This window comes from Corynebacterium sp. ES2715-CONJ3 (genome assembly GCF_024814365.1).
Taxonomy (GTDB): domain Bacteria; phylum Actinomycetota; class Actinomycetes; order Mycobacteriales; family Mycobacteriaceae; genus Corynebacterium.
On the sequence record NZ_JANUXS010000004.1, the window covers coordinates 153,891 to 171,839 of the forward strand.

General features: G+C 52.8%; 11 protein-coding genes. 3 read left to right on the top strand and 8 right to left on the bottom strand.

All coding sequences use genetic code 11. The features are described 5' to 3' along the window. The first annotated feature begins 6 nt into the window (after positions 1 to 6). Together NXT00_RS06285 and NXT00_RS06290 are read left to right on the top strand one after the other, a co-directional pair. Positions 7 to 252 (top strand): hypothetical protein, encoded by a 246-nt coding sequence (locus tag NXT00_RS06285; protein WP_259158443.1) that lies wholly within the window; start codon positions 7 to 9, stop codon positions 250 to 252. Beyond that, a complete protein-coding gene (locus tag NXT00_RS06290) occupies positions 245 to 1,486 on the top strand; it encodes an alpha/beta hydrolase family protein (protein ID WP_259158446.1) in 1,242 nt (413 codons plus the stop codon). The genes NXT00_RS06285 and NXT00_RS06290 overlap by 8 nt, the downstream gene beginning before the upstream one ends. 2 nt (positions 1,487 to 1,488) lie before the next feature. Here NXT00_RS06290 and NXT00_RS06295 read toward each other — a convergent pair whose 3' ends face one another. From NXT00_RS06295 to pulA, 4 genes are all read right to left on the bottom strand, one after another. Next, on the bottom strand, positions 1,489 to 1,902 hold the full coding sequence (locus tag NXT00_RS06295; protein ID WP_259078687.1) for a heat shock protein transcriptional repressor HspR: 414 nt from the start codon (positions 1,900 to 1,902) through the stop codon (positions 1,489 to 1,491). A gap of 33 nt (positions 1,903 to 1,935) precedes the next feature. Then, positions 1,936 to 3,105, bottom strand: coding sequence for a molecular chaperone DnaJ (dnaJ, locus tag NXT00_RS06300; protein WP_259078686.1), 1,170 nt, complete (start codon positions 3,103 to 3,105; stop codon positions 1,936 to 1,938). Between the two features lie 95 nt (positions 3,106 to 3,200). Then, complete coding sequence (locus NXT00_RS06305) at positions 3,201 to 3,590, bottom strand: hypothetical protein (RefSeq protein ID WP_259078679.1); 390 nt, start codon at positions 3,588 to 3,590, stop codon at positions 3,201 to 3,203. A gap of 161 nt (positions 3,591 to 3,751) precedes the next feature. Further along, positions 3,752 to 12,136: a pullulanase-type alpha-1,6-glucosidase gene (pulA, locus tag NXT00_RS06310; RefSeq protein WP_259158449.1), complete on the bottom strand. Its 8,385-nt coding sequence runs from the start codon at positions 12,134 to 12,136 to the stop codon at positions 3,752 to 3,754. 805 nt (positions 12,137 to 12,941) lie between these two features. Between pulA and NXT00_RS06315 the strand changes: the two genes are divergently transcribed. Next, the gene (locus tag NXT00_RS06315; RefSeq protein ID WP_259078667.1) at positions 12,942 to 13,091 is read left to right on the top strand and encodes a hypothetical protein; all 150 of its coding nucleotides are present in this window, start codon (positions 12,942 to 12,944) and stop codon (positions 13,089 to 13,091) included. A 350-nt stretch (positions 13,092 to 13,441) separates the two neighbouring features. Here the strand turns inward: NXT00_RS06315 and NXT00_RS06320 are convergent, their stop codons facing one another. The 4 genes from NXT00_RS06320 to dnaK all read right to left on the bottom strand — a co-directional run bounded on the left by NXT00_RS06320 (position 13,442) and on the right by dnaK (position 17,755). Further along, complete coding sequence (locus NXT00_RS06320; protein ID WP_259158450.1) at positions 13,442 to 14,242, bottom strand: Rib/alpha-like domain-containing protein; 801 nt, start codon at positions 14,240 to 14,242, stop codon at positions 13,442 to 13,444. A 121-nt stretch (positions 14,243 to 14,363) separates the two neighbouring features. Beyond that, entirely contained in the window at positions 14,364 to 15,197 is an 834-nt protein-coding gene (locus NXT00_RS06325) for a glycerophosphodiester phosphodiesterase family protein (protein WP_259078664.1), read from the bottom strand. A 114-nt stretch (positions 15,198 to 15,311) separates the two neighbouring features. Next, complete coding sequence (gene grpE / locus NXT00_RS06330; protein WP_259158451.1) at positions 15,312 to 15,935, bottom strand: nucleotide exchange factor GrpE; 624 nt, start codon at positions 15,933 to 15,935, stop codon at positions 15,312 to 15,314. Continuing rightward, positions 15,935 to 17,755 (bottom strand): molecular chaperone DnaK, encoded by a 1,821-nt coding sequence (gene dnaK, locus NXT00_RS06335; protein ID WP_259078654.1) that lies wholly within the window; start codon positions 17,753 to 17,755, stop codon positions 15,935 to 15,937. Before dnaK ends, grpE begins: the two co-directional genes overlap by 1 nt. Between the last annotated feature and the right edge of the window lie 194 nt (positions 17,756 to 17,949).

The following is a 17,949-nucleotide window of genomic DNA, read 5'->3' on the forward strand; positions in this document are numbered from 1 at the left end:
TATATTATGGATATCTCATTTAACTCCCACGCACGGCAGCTCCTGCAACCCCTGCTGATCCCCTCTCTCATCAACCCTGTGATCTCACCCAGTCGAACTGCTGATAGCCTGCGCTCCACAACCGCGTACCTTAATTTGCAGATCGGAGACTCCATTCGTGCCCATAATGACCACGTGGATGCACTCAACGCTTTTCTTCGTCGGTGCGAAAACCTAGATACAGATCTCGCTCTGGAGTTGGACCATGACTGAACTAGACCTTCCACTGCGCTCGGTAGAATTGGAGCGCAGCGCCCACGAACTGCTCCAGCAAACCACAAAGCTCTCAGATGAGGTTGCGGCTGCTGAGCAACGATTCCAGGCTTTTGCGGACCACACTGCTGGTCTCGCCTTAGAACAAGGGCTGGTAAGAGCTAAGAAAATTACCAACGCGTACCGCCAGCACGCTGACCTGATCACCCTCATCGCCCATATTCTGCTCGCCACCGCCGAGGCTCAAGCGGAATTAGAAGACTATGCGCGCCGGATAAGGAGCCTAGCGCGCGCTCTTGGCATTATCATTGGCCCACAGCGCCATCTCATTGCCGTTGCCGACTACGCGCTCGCCCATATTCCGCTCGTGCGCACGGCACTTAACTATATCGACGCTGCCTCGAACTATTTAGATACGCAATGCAGTATAGAAATTGAATCCCTACACCCCTCCTGTAGTCACCCATTAGATCCGCGCGGCCTTTACTTCGCTGAGTCTCAGGACCTAAGCATCGATGACATCCATGTCCAAGCACGTGCGAAATTAGAGAGCTACGATTTTCCAGGCATCGCAGAGTTCCTCGATTCGAACCCCCATGCGCGGCTCATTGAAATAGACCACGACGGCATTGTGGTGGCTTTTGGAGATATCGAAAAAGCGCAGCACATTGAAACTAAAATCGCCGGCACCGGCTCCTCCGACCCACATTCTTGGGTAGGGCGCCTCGAGACTGCGGCCCAACTGCAGCGAGACTCTAAGGGTTCTGCAGCGATCATCAGCTACCTCAATTATCAGGCCCCTCCCACTCTTAGCGCTGCCATCAGTAAACGATGGGCGCGCCGGGATGCACCTGCCATCAACGAGTTCCTAAAATCTCTACGTAGCCGCGCCCCACACGCCTTTTTATACGGAGAGGGTCACTCCTACGGGGCGCTGCCCCTTGCGATGAGTGCCCAGCCCGGTGACGATAATCCCCTTGACGCACTCGTAGTATTGGGAGCTCCGGGGCTAGGCACCGCTTCCCGAGAGGATATACATCTCGATGGACCAATTATTAACGTCGAAGGGGAAACCGATATTATCCGTTTAGTCAATAGCCCCACCGGTGGCATCCACGGTCCTGATCCTCAAGAAATTGCCGATAAAACCCTCACCTGCGCGGTCTCCCACAGTGGCTACGATACTGACGAGAAGTGCCGCGCGGATATCAACGCGGCACTTGGACTTAATTGATATTATCTGCGCTTGCCTCGGCGGGGTTCCCACATCACGACCGCCGTGGAACGCGGGACATGAACGATCTCCCCCCGGGGGCGGTTGATATGGCGCTGGAGTTCAGTTAATTCACTCTGGGTTTGACGCAACTGCGCCCGAAGCCGATCGTTATCCCGTTTAAGTTCGATAATGGCCTTGATACCTGCGAGATTGACGCCATCTTCTTGGCTTAAACGTTGCACCGTGCGGAGCAGTTCTACGTCCTCATAGGAGTACCGTCGCCCCCCACCGCTGGTGCGCTGGGGGGTGACTATTCCCAGGCGATCATATGTACGCAGCGTTTGGGCGTGCATTCCGCAGAGTTCCGCAGCTACGGAGATAACAAAAACTTGCTCAGTGTCTTCAAAGTTTGGGTTGTCATTCTTTCGACCCATGACAATCAACTCTTTCAGTCTGTTTGCTGTTCATTAGTGCGTATGTCCGGCCCAGTTGGCGCGAGGATCGAAACCTGATTTCTGCTCGGCCAACGCATATTGCTGCAGAGCTGCCAGCGCTTCTGAGTCGAGTGAGGTAGGTACAACGAGATCCAGTTTCACTCGAAGATCTCCTGTGTCGCCATTACGTCGCGAAATGCCCCGCCCCCGAACACGCAAGACACGACCATTCGGGGTACCTGCAGGAATTTTAAGTGTAACGGGAGAATCAAGGGTAGGAACCGAGATGGTATCGCCAAGAGATAACTCAGCAAAGCTAACCGGAACTTTTACCTCAAGATCTAAGCCTTTGCGCTTAAAGAGTGGGTCCTGCTTGACATGGACATGAACAAACAGGTCACCCGCTGGTAAGCCATGGGGGCCCGCTTCTCCTTGCCCCGCGAGTCGGACCTTTTGGCCGTCCTCAACTCCAGCTGGAATCCTCACCGTTATCGAGCGGGAGCGTCGCACTGTGCCAGTGGAGCGGCAGGCAGAACACGGGTCATTGATTTTTTTCCCATCGCCTCCACAATCCGTGCACGGTGCAGAGAAACCGAAGGCACCTCGATTTTCGGACTTGAAGCCGGAACCGTGGCATGTTGGGCAGGTGCTAACCTCGCCTGTTTGGGAGCCGGAACCGTGGCAAGCTGCGCACGGCGCATTACCGGTTAATTGAATGGGAAACGTCGTCCCCTTCGCGGCCTCACGGAATTCAATGGTGACTTCGGTTTCGACATCGGATCCCCGCGTTTGCCGAGTTGGGTTGCGATGACCAGCGCCGCCACCGAAAGCGCTACCGAAGATATCCCCAAAGCCGCCTGTCGCGCCAGCCGCTCCACCTCGTCCAAAGAGATCGGAGAGGTCGAAGTCGTGCGCCCGAAACCCCCCACCAGTGGGGAAACCACCCCCAAAACCGCCGCCATTTTTCAACATGGTGCGGAAATCGTCGTACTCTTTACGTTTTTCCTCGTCGCCTAAGACGTCATAAGCTTGAGCCACTTTTTTAAAGCGCTCCTCGCGAACGGTATCCCCGGGGTGAGAATCCGGGTGGTTATCGCGAGCTAATTTGCGGTACGCCCGCTTAATGTCCCCCTCGGAAGCCTGTGAGGAGACTCCGAGATCGGCGTAATAATCTCTCTCCGCCCATTCGTTTTTAACGGCCATGGCATATTCTCCTTTAATAACTAAGTTGAGTCTATGACACTAAAGTTTAGCGTATTGGGCGCAGAAAATCACAAGGTGATGCCAGTGAGCTTCCCCTAGTCGCTACTACCAAACAAAGGCGTCCACCAGTCGACTGCGCCAAAGAAGGCCGCCAAAGCCAAGAAGACGGTATCAAAGAAATGCTTGACAGAATCAGTAAAGATCCGCCACTGAGGTGTTGGTTGTGAACTCTCACCCGGCTTCTCCGTGGTCGTATCCTGAGCTTCATCGGCTGAGCTATCAGCGGTTACCTGCTGCTCCTTCTGGGATACTGGGCGCGTGTCGGATAGGTGCGCAGTGGTAGACAGGGGTGCAGAGTATAAAGTCGCAGAGGCGAGCTGCTGATTCGCTGGAGTCGGCGCTGGTTGCGCGCTCAGTGGTTGGGCAACAGCAACAGAAGTTAAGGTGAGGACCACCGCGGTGGTGATCGAGAGTAGTTTCTTCACTGGAATCTCTTTCTAGCATGAGGAAATATCGAATAAAATCCCCCTCAGCTTAGAGCAGCAATCACCTAAAGGACACGAGTTTAAGGAAATCCACAAAAACTCCCCACCGCTGCGCATGGGTCACATCACGCAGCGGCGGGGAGTTTTTTATCTAGCTATTCCTAGCGCCAACCGAAGAGTTGCCGTAGTGGGCTATGGGGATCGAGGGTGACTGATACCAAGGCTGCAAGAATGCCGCCAAGGAGTGCCACAATTGGAACCCAGATCTTCCAGCCAGTTGGCCCAGCGGAGGAACCATCCTCTGCCGGTGGAGTAGGCTGTTTTGGCTCCTCGATCTTGACCGTTGCAGTCACAGGCACCGTGGTAGAGCCGTACTGCGCGAGGACCACGATATCGTGGGTACCCACTGGCGCATCTGGAGTGACGGTGAGCTCGCCGCGATCATTAATGGAATACCACGCGGGGGTAGAATCTGGCTTAGACCAGCTCACGGCTTCATCTGCATGAGCTACCCACTTGGTCTTATCCTTGATATCGGCCTTGAACTTTGGTGCCACGAGAACCTCGAGGGGAACCTCGGACGTAGAGCCGTCCTCAAAAGTCACCCGAACAAGTGGCTTGAGGATCTGACCAGCCAGATTTTCGTCATCGGCTACCGTGATCTTCATATCGCCGTTGTCCAGCAACTCCACGCTCACCGTGGAATCATTCGGCACGGTCACTTCCTGAATACGCAGCGCACTATCGCCTACCTTCGGAACTACAACGGATGTACCCGGTCGAGGAGCTGCGTTGATAGTCCATTTCGGATCGCTTGCGTGTGCCAAGGATTCCTTGAGGCTCACGCGTGCGTTGATATCCTCCTGAGATTGATCCGAGTATGTCACAGTAACGGTGACGGGAATGGAGTCGTCTCCCAGTTCGGCACCAGGACGTAGCTGCAATTCGCCGGTCTCAGTATTGATAGTGACCCACGAAGGGGCATTCTTGAGAGCAAACTGAGCGCCTTCGGGACTATCCAGAACTGCCACAGTCGTAGATTGACCTGCAATAATCTCGATATTTTCATAACGCGGCTGGAATTTCTCTGCGTGAGCAATCGGCTGCACAGTGATCCTCATATCCACAACCTTTGTCGAGCCATCAACAAAACGCACGGTGACGTTGACCTGCTCGGTACCCTCACTCGTGCCGGTAACGCGGAGGCTGTGATCCGGTTGCACGGTGATATCGCTGTGTACAGCATCTGAGACAGTTACCTGCTCAATATTCTCAGTGCTACTTGGTGCAATATCGATGCTCTGGCCGTTGACAAGGGTGCTATCAGGATAATTCAGGTCACCAGCCGCGTCTGCGTGGTTGCCGGTTACTGTCACCGTGAGGGAAACCTCATCGACGCTGGCATCCTGATAGGTAACCCTGACCTTGATAGCCACTGGGGCAATGTCCACCTGCGCACCCGGCGCGGCCTGAACTGTGCCACTGTCAGTGATACTCACCCACTCGGGAGCATCCACGAGCTCATAGCTGGTGATTTCTTCGGCGCGGTCGGCTGGATCGATGTGGACCTCAGCACTCGCTGAACCAATACCACGGCTTACCGTCACGTCTTCCCACGTGGGAGTGATCTGCTGATTGAGATAAGAACCTACATTTACTATCACTGGGACAGTCTTAGTGGATCCATCTGCAAACCGAGCGGTCACGGTAGTCTCATAACGCTCAGCTGCGGTATCGGCAGGCGGGTTGACAACGAGTACTCCCTTGTCAGCAATACTGATCCACTCAGGGTGATCAGCCGGCAGGCTGAGATCAGTATCATTCTCGTAATTCTCTGGAGATACCCGAACCTCACCGCTACCAGCCTTGATGCTGTGCTCTGGATAGGTCAGATCGGAAGCATCGGCTTGATTCTGGTTCACCTTCACCGTCACCTCAGCCTCATCAGTGCTGTTGTCGGTATAGGTGATCACCACCGTTGCGTTGACCTCACCTACTGGGATATCAGCGCCTGGTTGCGCTTCGAGCTGGCCGTGATCATTGACGCTCAACCACTGAGGAGCCCCATCTTTGAGGGCAAATCCTCGGATTGTGGCGGCCTGGTCGGAGATCACCGGATCGAAGGTGACCTCTTGTTGTACCGCTTGGGTGCCACGAGCGACACTGAGCTCTGCATAGGACGGTTGGTATAGATCCGCAACTAAAGGTTGCGGGCTGACAGTAACCGTGAACTGTATCTGGGTGGTCGTATAGTCTGCGAACTGAACGTCCACGGTAACCGGGTATTGCTCAGGGCTTACCGAGGCTGCAGGATTGACAGTGACAATTCCAGTCTTCCCGTCAATGCTGACCCACTCAGGATGACCTGCAGCAAGCGTATAGGTGGTGCCAGGTATTGTCTTGCTGATTGCAGTCGTTCCTTCGGGACCGCCAGCTGTCACACTCACATCGTTATAACTGAGATCCTGGTTTTGATCGCTATCATTCGGCAAGACATTCACCGTTATATCGACTTCATCTGTGGTGTCATCGATGTAGGTGACAGTGACCTTTGCTGTGACTTCGCCCACCTCGATATTCGCACCTGGTGCAGCGGATAGCTGCCCCTCATCATTGATGGTCAACCAGTCAGGTGCACCGGCTTGAAGCTCGTAGCCGCGCACGCTTGCGTCTGGATCAATGAAGTAGGGCTCAAATCTAACCCCTTGGATCGCTGTGGCTGTACCGCGGACAACCTCGATCTTTTCCCATAGTGGGGTGTGGCGGTCGGCCAGGCCCTGAGCCTTATGATTCATCACCACGACCGTGCGGGCAGGGATTGTGAGGTCCCCTTCAGTGGGATTCCACTGTACGTCCTTTATGCGCGGGTTGGCCTTGAGGATATCGGAGACAACAATTTCCTCACCTTTAAGATTGCCAATACGCACAGTACCGGCGTTCGGGGCAGCGTTGATGGCGACGACGACGCCAGCAAGGTTCTCGTCGATATCTTCGCCCTGACGGTCATCGATATGCATGGTGATCATGCCATGTGGTCCCTTGGGGAAACTGATCTTTTGCTTGATCAGCTCTGTATCCCCTAGGTGCATCAGCTTGGTAGCCGACCGTAGCTGTAGCAATTCCTGAGCCAATTTATTGGACAGCTCAAGATCCGCAGGTGATGCTTTCAGCGCGGGGTTATTCAGCAGTGGGCGGTACTCATTCCACTTATCACCGTTCTTCTCCTCCGATGGCAGGCCGACGCCGAAATTGTGAGTCTGACCTGAGAGATCGAGTTTGTTGAAATGATCTCCGGCGTTATAGGAATCTCGATCAAGCGACTTCGAACGCATGAATTCCGTACCAGCGTGCCAGAATGCCGGAGACTGGCCTAATGTGACCGTTGCCAACTGCACGGTATTCATCAATACTCGATCCTCCATGGTGGTATCGAGCGGCAGCTGGAGCACGCTGAGATCATAAAGGGTTTGGTTATCGTGAGCATCAACATAGTTGACAGTATCGCCTGGGGTCAGACCATAACCGACCTGTTGGCCGTCTAGGACGAGATCCCGGCCGAATTTACGGCCATCTTTAGAGTCGAATTCAAAATCAGCGAGGTTACCGGCCATGCCGACCTTGATAATATCCTGCAAGTGCTCGAGGTGGCCTTCCCCCTTTTGCGGATGGCCATTCGGGGCGGTTACTAGACCAGTGCCGAAACCTTGTTCCGTCCCTTCGTGTCCGTGGACACCATTGCGCAATTTATCGTTGAAGGTACCGATATTGGTGCCGGAAAGGTTGCCTTGGATCGCTTGCGGGAAGCGTTGACCATCTTGTACTTCACCAAAATTCCAGCCCTCACCGTAGAGATAGATCCGGCTACCGTCGATTCCATCCTTTTCCTTGGTCAGGCCCTGAAGAGCCCGCTGCACAGCCTTGAGATTCTCGGCTGAGTGGTGGCCCATGAGGTCAAAGCGGAAACCGTCAATGCGATAATTCTTCGCCCAACTCAATACTGAGTCGATCATGAGCTTTTCCATGAATTTATGCTCGGTAGCGAGGTTATCGCAGCAGGTTGAGTTAGCTATAGATCCGTTCGGGTTGAGTCGGTGGTAATAGCCTGGAACAACTTTATCTAAGACGCTGTATTCCCCAGTGCCTGCACCATAGGTGTGGTTATATACCTGATCACTAACGACGCGCAGATTCATACCAGCAAGTGCTTGCACCATGCTGCGGTATTCCTTAATGCGGCTGGGTGCTTGCGGATCGGAGGCGTAGGAGCCCTCAGGGGTCATATAGTGATACGGATCATAGCCCCAGTTGAAGCCATCGGTTTTCGCGGTAGCGGCCACAGCAGCTTGAGGTTGCTCGCTATCGGGTGCAGGATTGGCCTCAATAGCTGGCTGGTCCTGATTAACCTCAGGGATCGAGGCAATATCGTTGGTAGGAAGTAGGTGCACGGTATTTAGGCCAGCGTCGGCAAGCTGCTTGAGGTGCTTGACCGAGGCGGAATTCTTCTCGGTAAATGCTAGATATTTACCACGATGTTCCGGCGACACTGTGTTATCAGCGATAGAGAAATCGCGAACATGGAGTTCGTAAATCATCTGGTCAGCGGGATTTGCCAAGCTGGGCACTTCTAGAGCGTCCCAGCCATCAGGCTTGAGTGCCGGATCATTCAGATCGACAATTACCGACTGCTGTGAATTCGGGGTCAAACCAATGGAATAGGGATCTGTAACCAACGTATCGGTAATCTCGTTATCCGTAGGATTCCATACCCGGACCTTATATTTATAGGCCCGGTTCTTCCATGAGGGATCACCCGTAATGCTCCAGATACCCGTCGCATCGTCGTAGTCTAAATCGCGCGATTCGGTTGCCCCTACCCCTGTGCTATCGGGGTAGAGTTCCACGGACACCTGATGAGCAGTGGGAGCCCACAGCTTCAAGGTGGGGGTATCACCATTGAAGATAACGCCGAGCTGTTCCTGTAGCGCAGGTGCGAAAACAGCATCGATGACGCCAGGAATTTGGACACCCGTGACATTGAGCGCCTCGGCTTGCTGCCCCTTTGCATAGACAGCGACTCCTAATCCACCGCCGAGCATAGTTTTGATCTTATCGGTTGTGACACTAGCGGGTACTCGGTAGCTTAAGTAGTCACGGATATAGGGATTTTGTTGCGCCAATTCTAATGAGAGGGCACCGAGCGATTCCAGATTGATGCTCTCGGCTTGAGCGCCGTCCTTTGTTGAGGCACCTGTTCCGCCCTTCACAACGGCTTGGCCGTCACTAACGCTAATAAGATCAACGCTGACCTCGAGAGCATTGCGGCCCTCGAGAAGAGCTGGTGGTAGCGCTATGGTGCGCTCATCCAACCAGATCGCGCTGCGATCTTTCTGCTCCAAGGAGCCACGATCGAGCAGTTCAGTGCTGAGAGTATTCGATTCGTCATTCCAGATGAACCGTGGATATTTATCGGCTTTACCCTCAAAGTTCAGTTTATAGTTACCGCTGCCGTCGCCGAAGCTGGTGTCCCACGTGCGGTTATAGGCCACTTTGAACTCGTAGTTACCGGCAGGGATAGCCTTCGATTCAAACTCGTAGGTATGCTCACCGGTTCGAGTCATCAGTGAGTTGAGGCAAGCTGGCCCCCAGTTGCCGTATTCGTTACCGCTGAGATCTCCCTGCGAACCACGAGGGCACTCTAAGGCGCCGCCGAAAGTGCCCGGCAAAGTGATGGCTGGGTGCTCGACAGTATTAAAGAACTCATGAGTGACGTTGTTATAGAAGAAGGTTACGTCCTCTTCGCTGGTGAGAGAGAATTTAACGTCTGATCCATTCGGGGTGCTCTCGTCGGTGGTGGCGGAATTCTTGCCGTAGTTCTCCTTCCAATCTCCACCCACAGCGATCTTGTATTTGTGATCACCTTGGGCGACAGGGACGGTCAGAGTAGACCAGTCAGAGCCCGCAACGCGAATAAGCTTCATCTTTTCACAAGACGGCATCCAGTCAGATCCGCAGAGAGCGGCAGTGAAGGAGCCAGCCACCGCTGGTCCGAAAGGTTCAATCTCGGTGCCAGGAACGGCAAGATCTTGCCCCACGACACCCCACCCGGAGGAGGCCGTCTTATTACCGTCCGCATCGACAGTCACCGTGCGGTATTCCACCACAGTACCTGGCTCGAGTGCGGAAACATTGTGGTATACCATAGCGCGAGCACCAGTGGCGGTACCAAGCTTGTTCCAGTCAGTATCACCCTGGATACGCCACGCGAAGGAGGTTTCAGACCAGCTATCTCCCGAAATATCGGTTCCGATAGGTGCTAGACCCTCAAGGGCGTGGCCTTTAACCGTAAGGCCACCAGTCACGGAACCAGATACCTGCTTTTGTGCCTTATAGACACTAGCGGATAGTCCAGGAACTTCGATCTCCACTGCCCCATCGGCGCCGGTATTGAGAGTATCGGGACCGTTGCCGTAGATCTTCGTCAGCGTGGCATCTTTGCTGAGAGCCTTTGGAGACACCGTCTGGGCGCTCGCACTATTGTTCAGCGCGACGAGGTACTCAACTTTTTCATCAGTATCAATGCGGCTAAAGGCATAGACACCTGGGCCACTGCTCTTCCAACGCTCAATTTGGGCGCCTTCGCGCAGAGCTTTGTGCTCCCGACGCAGTTCAGCTAGTGCCTTGATGTGCTGGTAGAGTCCCGCGTTTTCGTCAAAATGATCGCCATCGCCAAAGGTACTGCCATCTAAGAGCTTTTCACTCTTCACGTCTACAACTTGGGTAGCGAACATATCTTGGCGGGCTTCTTTGTCACCACCGTTACCGATGAATCCTTGCTCATCGCCATAGTAGACAACAGGTTGTCCGCGGGTTAGGAACATCGTCGAGTGCGCTAACTCAGAGCGCTTGAGCGGATTATCGGTTGAGCTGAGGAAGGAACCAATACGCCCCATATCGTGATTGCCGAGGAAAGTAGGCAGCACGCTGGCATCTGAGTGCTCAGTAATATAGTGGGCATCATCTCTAAAAAGCCCCGCCAAGGATTCGGTGGAGGCACCAGATGCAAAGTCCTTAACACGGTTCTGGAAACCGAAGTCTAGGACAGCATCCATATCGCTTTCGCGCATATAGCGAGCGAGCTTGTCGGCTTCCCGATCATAGGCTTCGCCGAACATGAAGAAATCGCTGCGTCCAGTCTGAGCAGCATGCTCTTTAATACGTTTGGTCCATTCCTTCCAGAATTCGAAATTCACGTGCTTGGCGGTATCGATACGGAAACCGTCAAGGCCAGCGTCAACCCAGGCGCTGTAAATCTCGGTCATACCGTCAACCACTTTTGGATGTTCAGTGAAGAGATCATCCAGGTTAGCGAAATCACCGTAGATATCGTCTTCACCCGAGGAATTGAAATCTACGTTACCTCGGTTGTGGTAATAGGTCGGATCATTGAGCCAGTCGGGAACCAGAGTGATGGAATCATCACGGCTGAGGGTAAAAGGGAAAGAATCCTGATTAAGTTCGGGGAACGCTTTGCCCGTGCCCACGTAATCACTAAGTGTAAAGGGCTGGCCCTGAGCATCTTTATAGGGGTGATCGGCGAGGTTCATATAGGTCTTGCCCGCGGACCCATTACCCCCGGCAAGCTGGATGATATCGGCAGTGTGGTTGACCACGATATCGAAGTAGACCTTCATACCCCTATTATGAGCGGCAGCGATCAGCTGCTTCATCTCGTCGTTGGTACCTAGATGAGGGTCGATCTGGGTGAAATCGGTGATCCAATAGCCATGATATCCAGCGGTAGCCTGATCACCTTCGCCCTGCACTGCCCGGTTCTTAAAGCTGGGGCTGAGCCACAAAGCTGTTGTTCCTAGCCCTGCTATATAGTCGATCTTGTCAATGAGGCCCTTCAGGTCGCCGCCGTGGTAGAAGCCTTTGGAGGTGGGGTCAAAGCCGTGGTTGAGGCGATTATCTTCGCCGTCAATGAGGCCACGATCATTCGAGGGGTCACCATTATTGAAGCGATCCGCGAGAACAAAGTAGAAATTCTTTCCAGCATTCTCATTGCGGTACGGCTTTCCGACGATCTCACGGTCGGTGTCTCGATAATTCTGAACAGTCTCGCTATTCTCCGCGAACCCTTGAGGGGCTCGAATTCCCACATGTTTAGTTGTGGGATCAAAACTAACTTCCAGAGTGGTAGGCGCTGCCAGCTTAAGCTCTACGTTCTTATCGGTGCCACCGGAAGGAATACCGTAGCTGTTGCTCCAATTACCATCTAGTACAATCTTGAATTCACTTTTACCTGCCGGAAAGTCGATCCGTTTGGTGTAGTGATCTCCTTTGCGCTCCATTTGAGTATTGGGGCATGTTTCGGCCCAGTTCTTGGCGCAACCAGCTTGTTCTTGAAAATCTCCAGCTACTACCGCTGATGCGAGGTCCGTCGCATGAGCTGCTGGAATGAGCGATTCTTCTCCTACTACTTTGGCACCTTGGGCTATTAAGCTCACAGCAGCCACGGTAGTGAGGATGATGCGTGTTTTACTCATCAACCATCTCTCTCTAGCCATGAATACGAATGTTATATAGAACCTAAAATGAACCCTAGTGTTATGGCTCGCACCCAGCCAAATAAAGTTAACTAGATCTCATCGGAAAGAGTTTTGTCAGCATTGGATAGTCAAATTTTATGATGCGACGAAGCGTTTCAATACCGAGCTAGACGCCTGGAGCCAATGAATATATCGTACCTAGCATGTACTTTTAAGGAAGAAAGCAATACGCACAGGAAGTCTTCTGTTATGGAAAATACGCACTGGTTAAGTGTTTTCGATTGACGAGGAGATTATCAGTGCAATAGGTCTTCTTGAGGCATTCTGAGGTTGATTAAAGGCTCTTAAAAGGCAAAGGGGATAATCAAAGACCACCATCTTCCGGCGGGATATGACGGTGTCGACGGCAGGTTCAAAAGTCTAGAGACACGTATCCGTTGCGGCGCCTTTTACCGTACTAGCGCTAGGGCTGGAAAAGCAGGGATCTTATTAACTGGCCTTTACTCCAGCTCCATGATTTCACATCGACTGTGTAGGTATCAATCTGGAAGTGGGACGGCCCATTGGGGTCGATATATTTTCCTCCACCATCTGAAACACCATACATATAGTTTAAGATCGAGCTTCCATATTTGGTGTGGAAAGCATGGGGATTATCCTCCTTTTCCAAAGATATATGAGCCAAAAAGTAGCGGTTTCTTGTGAAAGGACGCGGAAATTGCGTATCACAGAATCTGCGACACAGGACAAAGTGGTCAACGGTCTGAATCGTCGCACAATCGGCGGATGTGCTTAAGGGGTCATGCGGCCTTCGCCTATCTGCCAAATTTTCACCTCCATGATGACACGGCAGTCTTTGGATATAGACAGTGACCAGGAGCACCAGGGAGTGCTAGCGCTCTACTACCAGGAGTTGGACCGCTCTATCATTATGACGCTAGCCACAGATTAGGGGCTTCAATCGAGAATCAGCAATGAGAGGCCTCTGGAGTTTTTCCATCACTGTAAACCCTAAGCCTCCCTGTGTACAGTGGGTTTTGGTAATCTCTGCGTTGGAGCAGGCAAAGCTCCTTTCGAGGATCTTACGACCAGATCTCGCTTGTTTGTTTACTCAAGAGTCGAGAAAGGGTTCCGGGAGAGCTGATCTGTTAGTCCAGCTTGCTATTTAACCCTCGGAAGGTGAACTCTTGAGTCTCGGCCAACACAATCCCATTGGCCTCACCTATCAAGCACCTCAGAGCAATGAAGTCGTGGAACGCTATTGAGCAGGTTCTTCTGCTAGCGCCCACAACCACTCAGCTATCAGAACCAGCTGACAAATGAGGCGAAGGCCGCAGCGATCGCGGCAAGAGCCGCAACTATACCTCCTAGAATCGGTGCCCATAGCCCCTTTGCGCTTGGCTGCTCAGCCTCGGATACACGCATGGTCGCGACTAGGTATTGATACGAATTGTCACGGTAAGTCACAGTGACGTTCACCGGATAGGAACCAGGATTAACGTCTCTGCCAGGATTGACAATAAGCGTGCCGTCTTCTTTCATGGTTACCCAGTCAGGTGCAGAGACCATTTCGATTTTGTGCACAAACTTAGCAGGATCAAGAGGTAGTCCGCTATAGGTGATAGGTAGAGTGCGTTCTCCTCCGCCTGCTTGCATATCGAAGGACTGACTTTCCCGATAAGTCTCTGTCCAGTGCGGAGTAACAATAGTATTCAGCGGCGCATCACTTGTGTCTTCGATAGTAAAGGGTTGATCGAGTGTTGTGCCGTCACTAAAGCGAATCATCACAATAAAGCTCTGATCGCCTCGACCACGCAAAAGTTCCTTATCGACTATAAGCGCACCCGTTTCGGGATTTATATCCACCCCTTCAGGTGCCCCAACCAGTGAATAAGACACAATATCGGGAATCACGAGTGCTGGATCGAGAAAAGGTGGATTATTGACATCCTCGGCAAAACTGGGACCAGGATCACCAGGCGGATCCATTGGAGCGGTTATAGCGCTATTAGCTTCGGGCTCACTGGAAGCTGGAGCTGCTAAAACCACGGGAGTAGCGGCAAGACTAAGACTAGTGATGATAGATGGAAGGATGAGGCGCATGGGTGTTATTCTTTCTAGTTTTGTTCAGCGTGAATAAAAATTCTTACACGTTAGGCTACCATGTCTCCTCAACCCGTGGCTGCGTTTAATCTTTTCTAAGAATTTATTCAGGCACGGAACCCTAATAAGAAATTCCGCGCGCATCCAGTAGTGTTTTTAGTCGCGAGGGGTAATCGGTAATCAGCCCGTCGACGCCAAGATCCAACTGCGCTTGCAGATCTGCCTCATCGTTGACCGTCCACGGCACGACCGTCAACCCAGCGTCGTGCGCTTTTTCTATGAGTGCAGAGTCAACGAGAGAATACTGTGGGCTCAAGACGGATATCCCGTTCTTTAGAGCGGCTGCAATAATATCCTCCTCGAAGGGGCCCCACGGAGTACCTTCAAACCATGTGGTCTCATCCCAGAGAGCCACTAGAGGTATCTTCGGATCATAGGCACGAACGAGCGGGAAGGTACGCCAATCAAAGGACTGGATCATCACTTTCTCCACGAGTCCAAAGGCTTGTACCGTATCTAAGATAGCGCTCACAAATTCTTCAGGTTCAGCACTGAGATGTGGTTTGTCGGCCTCGATCTTGGTCTCGATATTGAAGTGGACATCATAACTAGCAGCGAGATCGAAAACCTCAGCGAGTGAAAGTATGCGGTTATCTCGCGCCACCTCGGCTTGAGGAAAATCTGGCAACAATTTTCCACACGGCACGCGTTTGAGCTCTTCGAAGCTAAGATCATAGACGTTCTCCCCGACCCTGGTATCGCATTTCTCTGCCAGTAGTACAGGGTCGTGCCAGCATGCAGGAACACGGTCCCGAGTGAGTACGATATCTAATTCAAGCGTGGAAACTCCGAGCTCAAGCGCGCGACTAAAAGCTAAGTACGATTCCTCGGTCCATTCGCCGCGGCCACCACGGTGGGCCTGGAAATCAAATGATGGTAGTGGATAAGTATTCACCCTTAACACTCTAGGTAACCATGCAAAAGAATCAAGCCCCATCCGGGCAAGAAAATGCGGCGCCCGCAGTATCTCTACTACTGGGCGCCGCATGAGGTTCGTGCCGAGTTCTCACTACTCGGCGACAGGTTCCCCTTCATTCGTACCAGCCTCGGGCTGGGGATCGGTGATAATAACCATCGCGGTACGCAGTAAGCGCTCATTCATCTTGTACCCCTTGCGCAGAATCGTTCCCAGGCGTTTGTCCTCGCCCTCGGAAAGATCTTGCACGGCCTCGTGACATTCGGCGTCGAAGGGATCCCCCTCGAATCCGAACGCTTCAACCTTAAGGGTCCTGGTGATGGACACAAACTTATCGCGAAAAGCCTTGAGCGGGCCTTCTTTCAGATCACCATGCTGCTCTGCAAGATCGAAGTCATCGAGAAGTGGCAAAAGTTCCGTGAGAACTTGTGCTTTCGCCTGTTCGATGATTCCAGCACGTTCCTGAGCGGTGCGGCGCCTAAAGTTGGCATACTCCGCATTGATCCGTTGTAGGTCCTCGGTGCGCTCGCGCAACTGCTCCTCGAGACTAGGCTCCTTCGGCTCGTGCGACTCCGCATCCTCAGAAGGTTTTGGATCTTCCTGCTCTCCGTCGGGATCCACCGACGTGATGTCCACATCGGCGAGGGCTTCAGCTAAGTCATCCTCCAAGGTGGGGTCGAGGTCATCCTCTGGCTGCTCACCGTGGGGGTGGTTCATTACTTATTCTCCTCTTCATCAACAACTTCAGCGTCAACGACGTTGTCATCGCCGGACTCTTCGGCCTGAGCCTTTGCGGCTTCTGCTTCGTATAGAGCCTTGCCCATCTCCTGCGCCTCAGTGTTGAGCTTCTCTACGGCTTCCTTAATGGCGTCAAGATCCTCTCCCTTGAGGGCCTCATCAACCTTGTCGGCTGCGTCGTTGACCTTGGTCTTAAGCTCTTCGTCAAGCTTATCGCCGTTTTCTTCCACGAATTTACGGGTCTGGTACGCAGTCGACTCGGCAGCGTTGCGGGTTTCCTGCTCTTCACGGCGCTTCTTATCTTCCTCGGCGTGCGCCTCGGCGTCCTTGACCATGCGATCGATCTCTTCTTGGGAGAGGCCGGAACCATCTTGGATCTTGATGGTATTTTCCTTGCCGGTGCCCTTATCCTTTGCGGTGACGTGCACAATGCCGTTGGCATCGATATCGAAGGTCACCTCAATTTGCGGCACACCGCGAGGAGCAGGGGCAATGCCACCAAGCTCGAAGGATCCAAGAAGCTTATTGTGAGCCGCGATTTCACGCTCGCCCTGGAAGACCTGGATTTGCACCGAAGGCTGGTTATCGTCAGCGGTGGTGAAAGTCTCCGAACGCTTGGTAGGAATAGTGGTGTTACGCTCGATCAGTTTGGTCATTACACCGCCCTTGGTTTCGATACCGAGCGAAAGTGGCGTGACATCGAGAAGCAAGACATCCTTGACTTCACCGCGGAGTACACCAGCCTGCAGAGCAGCACCGACGGCCACAACCTCGTCAGGGTTAACACCCTTATTGGGCTCACGGCCTCCGGTCATTTCCTTCACCAGTTCAGACACAGCGGGCATGCGGGTTGAGCCACCTACAAGCACAACGTGATCGATTTCGGATACCGACACACCAGCATCAGCAACCACTTGGTTAAATGGCTTCTTGGTGCGATCGAGGAGATCTTGGGTAATACGCTGGAATTCGGTGCGCGATAAGGTCTCATCGAGGAAGAGCGGATTCTTATCTGCATCGACAGTAATATAAGGCAAGTTGATATTGGCGCTCTGCGAAGAAGAAAGCTCAATCTTGGCCTTCTCAGCGGCCTCACGCAGGCGCTGGAGAGCCATCTTATCCTTGGAGAGATCCACACCTTGGGCGCTCTTAAACTTTTCAACCAACCAGTCAACGACGCGCTGATCCCAGTCATCGCCACCAAGTTCGTTGTCACCAGCAGTGGCACGAACTTCTACGACACCGTCGCCGATTTCCAACAGGGATACGTCGAAGGTGCCACCACCAAGGTCGAAGACCAAGATGGTTTGTTCTTTTTCGCCCTTCTCTAGGCCGTAGGCCAAAGCTGCAGCGGTCGGCTCGTTGACAATACGCAGCACGTTCATGCCTGCGATTTGACCAGCCTCTTTGGTGGCCTGACGCTGCGCATCGGAGAAATATGCAGGAACTGTAATAACGGCATCGGTAATATCCTCACCCAAGTACGATTCTGCATCTCGCTTTAACTTCATCAGGGTGCGTGCGGAAATTTCCTGCGGGGTGTACTTCTTATCATCAATATCAACAGTCCAGTCCGTACCCACGTGGCGCTTCACGGAACGGATAGTGCGGTCAACGTTAGTGACGGCCTGGTTCTTTGCTGACTGACCAACAAGTACTTCACCGTTCTTGGCAAAAGCGACCACTGACGGAGTGGTGCGCGAACCTTCGGAGTTGGCAATGACATTAGCTTCGCCACCTTCAAGAACTGCCACTACGGAGTTCGTGGTTCCAAGGTCGATACCTACTGCGCGTCCCATAATTTTAAGCCTCCTGCAAATAAGTTTTTTGAAGATTTTGTCATTTAAAGTTGATTGGCAATCGCTCAACTTCTGGATACGAATCTAACATACTTCATGCAAGTTGCCAACTAAATTGAGCGGAATAGACTCAAGTTACTCTATTACCGCAGTTCACGGACGGAATTACAGCTACCTCCGACTCTCGTTTTTGC